This window comes from Achromobacter sp., assembly GCF_057314935.1.
The window spans coordinates 1-7,357 of record NZ_DBHKZA010000146.1 but is presented as its reverse complement, the minus strand read 5'-3'; the positions used below and the strand labels follow the sequence as shown (position 1 = coordinate 7,357).

8 protein-coding genes are annotated in these 7,357 nt (G+C 67.1%); 6 read left to right on the top strand and 2 right to left on the bottom strand.

Annotated elements, in window-relative coordinates; genetic code table 11:
- The 3 genes from ACO6D5_RS28960 to ACO6D5_RS28950 all read left to right on the top strand — a co-directional run.
- Window positions 1-515, top strand: a 515-nt coding sequence (locus ACO6D5_RS28960) for a Sec-independent protein translocase protein TatB (RefSeq protein ID WP_485827302.1), incomplete at its 5' end; no start/stop codon positions are given.
- On the top strand, window positions 512-1,306 hold the full coding sequence (gene tatC, locus ACO6D5_RS28955; RefSeq protein WP_006224529.1) for a twin-arginine translocase subunit TatC: 795 nt from the start codon (window positions 512-514) through the stop codon (window positions 1,304-1,306). The genes ACO6D5_RS28960 and tatC, both read left to right, overlap by 4 nt.
- Window positions 1,307-1,389: 83 nt before the next feature.
- Window positions 1,390-1,806 (top strand): helix-turn-helix domain-containing protein, encoded by a 417-nt coding sequence (locus ACO6D5_RS28950; RefSeq protein ID WP_088589757.1) that lies wholly within the window; start codon window positions 1,390-1,392, stop codon window positions 1,804-1,806.
- 20 nt (window positions 1,807-1,826) lie between these two features.
- Here ACO6D5_RS28950 and ACO6D5_RS28945 read toward each other — a convergent pair whose 3' ends face one another.
- Window positions 1,827-2,996, bottom strand: a complete 1,170-nt coding sequence (locus ACO6D5_RS28945; RefSeq protein WP_006224527.1) for a trypsin-like peptidase domain-containing protein — start codon at window positions 2,994-2,996, stop codon at window positions 1,827-1,829.
- A gap of 20 nt (window positions 2,997-3,016) precedes the next feature.
- Here ACO6D5_RS28945 and ACO6D5_RS28940 point away from each other — a divergent pair, with 20 nt between their 5' ends.
- From ACO6D5_RS28940 to ACO6D5_RS28930, 3 genes are all read left to right on the top strand, one after another.
- The gene (locus ACO6D5_RS28940) at window positions 3,017-3,793 is read left to right on the top strand and encodes a Nif3-like dinuclear metal center hexameric protein (protein ID WP_280027248.1); all 777 of its coding nucleotides are present in this window, start codon (window positions 3,017-3,019) and stop codon (window positions 3,791-3,793) included.
- A 274-nt stretch (window positions 3,794-4,067) separates the two neighbouring features.
- Window positions 4,068-4,694, top strand: coding sequence for a glutathione S-transferase family protein (locus ACO6D5_RS28935; RefSeq protein WP_088589760.1), 627 nt, complete (start codon window positions 4,068-4,070; stop codon window positions 4,692-4,694).
- A gap of 51 nt (window positions 4,695-4,745) precedes the next feature.
- The gene (locus ACO6D5_RS28930; protein WP_485827301.1) at window positions 4,746-6,077 is read left to right on the top strand and encodes an MFS transporter; all 1,332 of its coding nucleotides are present in this window, start codon (window positions 4,746-4,748) and stop codon (window positions 6,075-6,077) included.
- Window positions 6,078-6,110: 33 nt separating this feature from the next.
- On the opposite strand, the gene ACO6D5_RS28925 is transcribed toward ACO6D5_RS28930, so the two are convergent.
- Window positions 6,111-7,139: an AraC family transcriptional regulator gene (locus ACO6D5_RS28925; protein ID WP_485827300.1), complete on the bottom strand. Its 1,029-nt coding sequence runs from the start codon at window positions 7,137-7,139 to the stop codon at window positions 6,111-6,113.
- Window positions 7,140-7,357: the final 218 nt, after the last annotated feature.

The following is a 7,357-nucleotide window of genomic DNA, read 5'->3' as shown; positions in this document are numbered from 1 at the left end:
CCAAGGTAGCCCGCACCGTCGGCCACCTGCTTGGGCGCGCGCAGCGTTACGTCAATGACGTGAAGTCCGATATCCAGCGCGAAATCGAACTCGACGAACTGCGCAAGTTCAAAAACGAGATGGAAGACGCCGCGCAAGGCGTGCAGCAGTCGCTGAACGACACGCACGCCTCGCTGCAGGAACCCGTCCAGCAATTCCGTGCGGAACTCGATGAAGTCGCCCGCGAAGCCAGCGGCAAGGTCGCGCCGGTGATCGTGGGGGATGCCTCGGCCGTGAACGTCTCCACTGCCAACGCCCCCGCCGAAGCCGCCCGCACCATCGCGCCGGCCACCATCCCGACCTCGGCTTCCGCGTCCGCCCCCGCTACCGTCCCGGCTCCGGCTACGGGTCCGGTCCACGGGCCGGTGATCGCACCCGCTGCCCTCCAACAACCCGCCCCGGCGCCCAGCGCGCCCAAGGCTGACGAGGCCGCGCCCGCCGCCCAGCCCGTCACGCCCTCCGGAACACCGACGTGACCCAGGACGCCTCCCAAGAAGAAGGCCAGCAAGAGACCTTCATCTCTCACCTGGTCGAATTGCGCACCCGCCTGCTGCGCGCCGTAGGCGCCGTGGTGGCCGTGTTCATCGTATTGTTCATCTACCCCGGCGCATCCGCCATCTATGACGTACTGGCCGCGCCCATGCTGGCCTCGCTGCCCGAAGGCACGCGCATGATCGCCACGGGCGTCATCACGCCGTTCATGGTGCCCGTCAAGGTCACGATGATGGCCGCCTTCATCGTGGCGCTGCCGGTGGTGCTCTACCAGGCCTGGGCCTTCGTCGCGCCGGGCCTGTACCGGCACGAAAAGCGCCTGGCGCTGCCGCTGATCATCTCCAGCACGTTCCTCTTCATCGCGGGCATGGCGTTCTGCTATTTCGTGGTGTTCCGCACGGTCTTTCACTTCATCGCCACGTTCGCGCCGCAATCCATCACGCCGGCACCGGACATCGAGGCCTACCTGAGCTTCGTCATGACGATGTTCATGGCCTTCGGCATCACCTTCGAAGTGCCCGTGGCCGTCGTGCTGCTGGTGAAGATGGGCATCGTCGAACTGTCCAAGCTGAAGGCGGCGCGCGGCTATGTCGTGGTCGGCGCCTTCATCATCGCCGCGGTCGTCACGCCGCCCGATGTGGTCAGCCAGTTCATGCTGGCGGTGCCGCTGTGCCTGCTTTACGAAGTGGGGCTGATCTGCGCGCGCATGGTGTCGCCCAAACCAGGTGCCGCCACCGACGAAGAAACCGCGGATTCCCTGACCGAACGGCACTGATCCTGCGGCTGGCGGGGATGGCAGGGCAAGATAGGACTGATTAACTCTTGCCCGCTCCTTGCCTGCAATCCTACATTGCAGGCATGTCGCTTGCCCAAAGGCTGCGCGCCCTGATGCGGTGGCGCGGCATCCACAGCCAGAATCAACTGGCACGCATCTCCCGCGTGCCGCAATCCTGCATCCATCGCATTCTTACCCGCGAAGACCGCTATTCGCCGTCTCGCGGCACGCTGCTGCGCCTGGCCTCCGCGCTTGAGACCAGCGTGCCCTGGCTGACCGACGGCGTGTTGAGCGGCGCCGAGCCCGGCCCCCACGGCCTACCCGCCGGCAAGGACGGCTTGCGCCCCGCCGCGCAAACTATCACGCCGGCCATCGACGGCTACTGCGCGGAAATCTGCGCCCTGCTGCGGGAACAGCCCGACAGCACGAAGAAAACCGTACTGTCGGTCGTACGGCTGCTGGTGGAGGGGCCCGGGCCCGGTCCCGGTCCCGCGCCCTGAGCGCTTAACGGCCCAGGGGTTTAACGGGGCTGGCCCGGCCGCGTGCCCACCACGATGGACACGTCCTGCGGTTTGCCCCCGCGCAGAATGCCCAGGGTCGCGCGCTGGCCCGGAGGCTGCTGCGCAATTTCCGCCAGAAGCTGGGCCGTATCCGTCATGCGCTTGCCATTGACCGACTGCACGATGTCGCCCACGCGCAGGCCGCCGCGCGCCGCGGGGCCGTCGCGCATCACGCCCGCGATGATTGCGCCTTTCGCATCCGCGCCCAGCCCGAAGGCCCGCGCCAGTTCGGGCGTGACGTCCTGCGGCTCCACGCCCAGCCAGCCCCGCTTGACCCCGCCCGTCTTGACGATGTCGTCCATGACCTTGCGCGCGATCTCGATGGGCGTGGCAAACCCGATGCCCATCGACCCGCCCGATTCGGAATAGATGGCCGTGTTGATGCCGACCAGATTGCCCTCGGCGTCCACCAGCGCGCCGCCGGAGTTGCCGGGGTTGATGGCGGCGTCCGTCTGGATGAAGTTCTCGTACGTGTTCAGCCCCAGCCCGTTGCGGCCCAGCGCCGACACAATGCCTTGCGTGGTGGTCTGCCCCACGCCGAACGGATTGCCGATCGCCAGCACCACGTCGCCTACGCGCAGCCCCCGGTCGGGCGCCAGCGTGGCGGCGGGCAGGGCACGCAACGTGCTCAGCTTCAGCACGGCCAGATCGGTGTCGGGGTCGGCGCCCACCACCTTGGCGGTGTCGCGGCGTCCGTCGGTCAAGGCCACCTCGATCGCGTCGGCCGCCTGCACGACGTGGTAGTTCGTCAGCACGTGGCCGTCCTGGTTCACGATGACGCCAGAGCCCAGGCTGGTCGTGGCCTGGCGGCGGCTGACGCCCGGCACCTGGCCGAACAGCTGGCGCAGCACGGGATCATCAGGTAGCGGAATCAAGGGCACGTTGACGTGCTTGGTGGTGTAGACGTTGACCACCGACGGCGCCGCGCGGGCAACGCCGTCGGCGTACGACACCGGCCCCACGCCGCTGCCCGCGGGCGCACGGGCCGCCGCCGAGGCGGCCACCGCGGCCGGCGGCGACGCCCCCGGACCCGCCAGGCGCAGCAGGTCAGGCCGCAGGGTCGTGACCACGAATAGAATACCCAGGCAGACCGTGACGGCCTGAGCGAAGATCAGCCAATATCGGCGCATGATTCTAGATAGGACAAGCAATGAAAAAAGTGGACTCCCACGTGCTGGCCAGCTGGCTGGACGACACCCTGCAAGCGGCGCGCTTCAAGGACTACTGCCCCAACGGCTTGCAAGTGGAAGGCCGATCTGAAGTCGGACACATTATCACCGGTGTCACCGCCAGCGAAGCCCTGTTGCGCACGGCGGTCGAACGCGGGGCCGACGCGGTGCTGGTGCATCACGGCTGGATGTGGCGCAACGAAGACCGCCGCATCATCGGCACGCGCCGCACGCGCATGGCGCTGGCCTTGAAGAACGACCTGAACCTGTACGCGTATCACCTGCCGCTGGATGCGCACCCGACGCTGGGCAACAACGCACAGCTGGCCCGCGTGCTGGGACTGACCCCGGAACGCCGCGACGACGGCTCTGCCCGCACCTGTGGCCAGGACAACCTCGTCTGGCTGGGCGAGGCCACCGGCGTGCAGACGCTGGGCCAACTGGGCGCGCGCGTGGCCGAACGTCTGGGCCGGCAGCCGCTGGTCGTGGGCGATCCGGACCAGCCCGTGTCGCGCGTGGCATGGTGTACCGGCGGCGCGCAAGGCATGCTGGCCGATGCCGTGGACGCGGGCGTCAGCGCCTACATCACGGGCGAAGTCTCGGAGTCCACCGTGCACCTGGCGCGCGAGACCGGCGTGGGCTTTATCGCCGCCGGCCACCACGCGACCGAGCGTTTTGGCGCGCAAGCGCTGGGGCAGGCGGTCGCCGAGCACTTCGGCATCAAGGTGGAATTCGTCGACATCGACAACCCGGCCTAGCAAACGCCGCGCACGACCCGTCATCCGCCCCCGAAAGGGGGCGTTTTTATTTCACGACGCCAACGTCGACATGGGCGTCGCAAGCCCCTGAATCCGCCGCACTCGGCTCCGGGAAAACCAGAGGGTGCGGTCAATGCAGCGCCTGTGCGTCGCATCTGGTCAATCGCGGTTCTCTCCCTGTCAATCCTGGCCGCAGCCCCAGCCCTAGCATTCCATGCAGCCGCCCGCAGCCGATCTCCTTCCCGGCCGGGCCTCCTTCACACGGAGCCACTGAATGCTGACCCTCTACGACCACCCGCGCTCCGGCAACTGCTACAAGGTCCGCCTCTTTCTAGCCCTCATCGGCAAAACCTACCAACGCACGTTTGTCGACGTGCTGGCCCGCAAAAACCAGACGGCGGAATTCGAGCGCGTCAGCGCCTTCCAGCAGGTCCCCGCGCTGACCGATGGCGCCACCGCCATCTGGGACAGTCACGCCATCCTGCTGCACCTGGCGCACCACTACGCCCCCGAATGGCTGGCGCCGCTGCCCAGCATCGGCGCCATGCACGCCTGGCTATCGGTATCCGCCAACGAAATCGCCAACAGCCTGCAGCCGCTGCGCTTGACGCACGTGGTCAGCAACGCCGAAGCCGCGCACCACCTGGGCGTCAGCGAAGCACTGCTCGACATCCCCGGCATGCAAGCCCGCACGGACCGATTCCTCTGCCGCATGAACAAGCGCCTGGCGGAAAACCGGTGGCTGGCCGGCACCGACGTACCGAGCGTGGCCGACATTGCCTGCTACGGCTACGCCGCGCTGGCCGAAGAAGCCGCCATCGACATCACCGCCTATCCGGCCGTTGCAGCGTGGCGCGAGCGCATACGGCAGTTGCCGGGATACGTACCCCCAGGCCCCTGAGCCCCGCACGCCACGACAAAAAACCAATACGACAAGACAAGAGGAAAAACCATGGACGCCATACCGGCCGTGCAGTCCGCTGCCCGCTCACACAAGAAACCGAACCTGTTCCGGGTCGCCGTTGCGACCGTCATCGGCACCGCCGTGGAAGCCTTCGACTTCCTCGCCTACGGCACCGCCGCGGCGCTGGTTTTCAACAAGATCTTCTTTCCGCAGTTCGATCCGGTGACCGGCACGCTGGCGGCCTTTGGCGCATTCGCCAGCGGCATGCTGGCGCGGCCCATCGGCGGCATCCTGTTCGGCCACTTCGGCGACCGCGTCGGCCGCAAATCCATGTTGACGTTGAGCCTGTTGCTGATGGGCCTGTGCACCGTGCTCATCGGGCTGCTGCCCACGTATGAACAGATCGGCATCTCGGCGGCGGTGCTGCTGGTCGTGCTGCGCATCGGCCAGGGCCTGTCGTTCGGCGGCGAGATGGGTGGCGCCATGCTGATGGCAGTCGAACACGCGCCGCCGAAGTGGAAGGCGTTCTTCGGCAGCCTGCCGCTGGTGGGTGCGCCCCTGGGCATCCTGTTGTCGGTGGGCTCCTTCGCGCTGGTGACGCGGCTGCCGGAAGCAGACTTCCTGTCCTGGGGCTGGCGCCTGCCGTTCCTCGCCAGTGCCGTGCTCATCGTGGTTGGCCTGTTCATCCGCCACGGCATCGATGAATCGCCCGAGTTCGAGCAGGTCAAGCGCGAGCGCGCGCAGGCCAGGCAACCACTCGCCAACAAGGTGCCGCTGCGCGAACTGCTGCGCGCGCACGGCAAATCGCTCTTGCTGTGCATCGGCTGCAAGATCGCCGAGGTCACCTTGATCTATACCTTCCTGGTGTTCTCGGTGTCTTACGCCGTGTCCAAGCTGGGTTTCAGCCGCGCCGACGCGCTGCACGCCTTGCTCTACGGCGCCGGCGTGCTGATGTTCACCATCCCGCTGTTCGGCGTCCTGGCCGACCGCATCGGGGCGCGCCGCGTCTGCGGCTGGGGCGGCATGTTGCTGGGGCTCATGGCCATTCCGATCTTCATGGCGGTGGGCAGCGGTTCGCTCATGGCATACAGCCTTGCCGTCTTCGTCGCCATGGCGTTGAACTACGCGATCATGATCGCGCCCCAGTCCAGCCTCTACAGCGCCCAGTTCCCCCCGGAGCTGCGCTATTCCGGGCTGTCCATCGGGGTCCAGTTCTCGGCGGCCATCGGCGGCGGCCTGGCGCCGCTGATCTCGGCCACGCTCGTCCAGAAGTTCGACAGCATCCTTCCCGTCGGCGTCTATCTGGCCTTCCTGGGCATCGTCGCCGGCACCTCGGCGTTCCTCATGAAACCCACGGCTCAGGACTTGCGCCGCGGCTGACGCGCCCAAGCCGTCCCGCAGCGGCGGCGCGACCTATGCGCCGCCGCTGCCGCTTCTGGCCGTCTTCCGATACAAGGCGGGAGACATGCCGAAGCGCTCGTGGAAGCGCCGGATAAAATGGCTGGCGTGCTGGAAACCGCAAGAGACGGCGATCTCCTTGACCTCGACGTGCGAGCGCCGCGGGTCCTCCAGCGCCTCCCTGGCCAGTTGCAGGCGGCGCTCGCGCACATAACTCGTGTATTGCAGCGAACGCATCTTGAACAGCCGGTGCACCCAGCGTGTGGTCACGCGCAGCACGTCCGCGACCGCCTGCACCGACAAGTCCGGATCGGTGAGGTGCGCATCGATGTAGCTCGCCAGCACCTGCCAGTTATCCGCCGGCGCCCGCGCATCGCCCGGTATCTTCTCCAGCGCCTGGCTGGTGTAGATCGAAGCCAGCAGCGCGAGTAAGGCCTGCTCGGCAAAGAGCGACGACGTGGGATTGGATTCCGCCTTGTCGAAAAATACGTGATGCAGGCAGCGATGGGCGGTCTGCACCATCGGCAAGCCGGCCACGCCGCGCTGCGCGGTGAACTGCGACATCGCCAGGCTGTGCGCGCCCAGCAGGCGCGAAAGCGGCCCCTTCACCACCACGATGCGCGAATCGGTGTACATCCGGATCTCGGAGGGCAGTGCGGTCGTGCGAAAGATGATGTCCCCCGGCTCCAGCGGCAGGGTCGCCTCGTTCTGAACGATGACGCCATGCCCCGCGATCACGAAGCTTGCCAGGAACTCCGCGTGGTCCAGGTCGGCCGCGTGCTCCGCGCGATGGTGCACGCTGATCGGTGTGGATTCCAGGCTGACCACCAATCCGCCCGCACGCAGCCGACAGGCCTGCAACTGCAGCCTGGGCTGCTCCGTCAACGCCCGGAACTCGCCCGGCAGGACGAGCTTGTCCAGCTCGCGCTCGTAGCCGGCGATCTCTTGCGCGTAGAAGGGGCGGAACTGGGGCGCAAAGTTGAGATCCGCCTCGGAACAAGCGGGCCGGGCGGGTGCGTTCACGGTCTGGCTGGCGCTGGGCATGCTCGGAACTCTCCGTCGGGCCGGCCGACAACGGCCGAAAAACGCCTGCCGTCCTGTCGCATTGAGTCAACCCGCGTTCGTGATCGGTCAATTGCAGGCCGCGCTGGCGGGCGTGTAATGGAGCCATTATCCCCAAGGAGACCCCATGCTGGAAAAACAAGCTCATGCCGACGCCTTCTTTGCGCGCTCCGCGAACAAGCTCGACTTCGGAAACTGGG

Excerpts from the sequence above, each read along its gene's own strand:
- ACO6D5_RS28950 (WP_088589757.1), top strand. The coding sequence starts at position 1,390 with ATGTCGCTTGCCCAAAGGCTGCGCGCCCTGATGCGGTGGCGCGGCATC.
- ACO6D5_RS28945 (WP_006224527.1), bottom strand. The coding sequence starts at position 2,996 with ATGCGCCGATATTGGCTGATCTTCGCTCAGGCCGTCACGGTCTGCCTG.
- ACO6D5_RS28940 (WP_280027248.1), top strand. The coding sequence starts at position 3,017 with ATGAAAAAAGTGGACTCCCACGTGCTGGCCAGCTGGCTGGACGACACC.
- ACO6D5_RS28935 (WP_088589760.1), top strand. The coding sequence starts at position 4,068 with ATGCTGACCCTCTACGACCACCCGCGCTCCGGCAACTGCTACAAGGTC.
- ACO6D5_RS28930 (WP_485827301.1), top strand. The coding sequence starts at position 4,746 with ATGGACGCCATACCGGCCGTGCAGTCCGCTGCCCGCTCACACAAGAAA.
- ACO6D5_RS28925 (WP_485827300.1), bottom strand. The coding sequence starts at position 7,139 with ATGCCCAGCGCCAGCCAGACCGTGAACGCACCCGCCCGGCCCGCTTGT.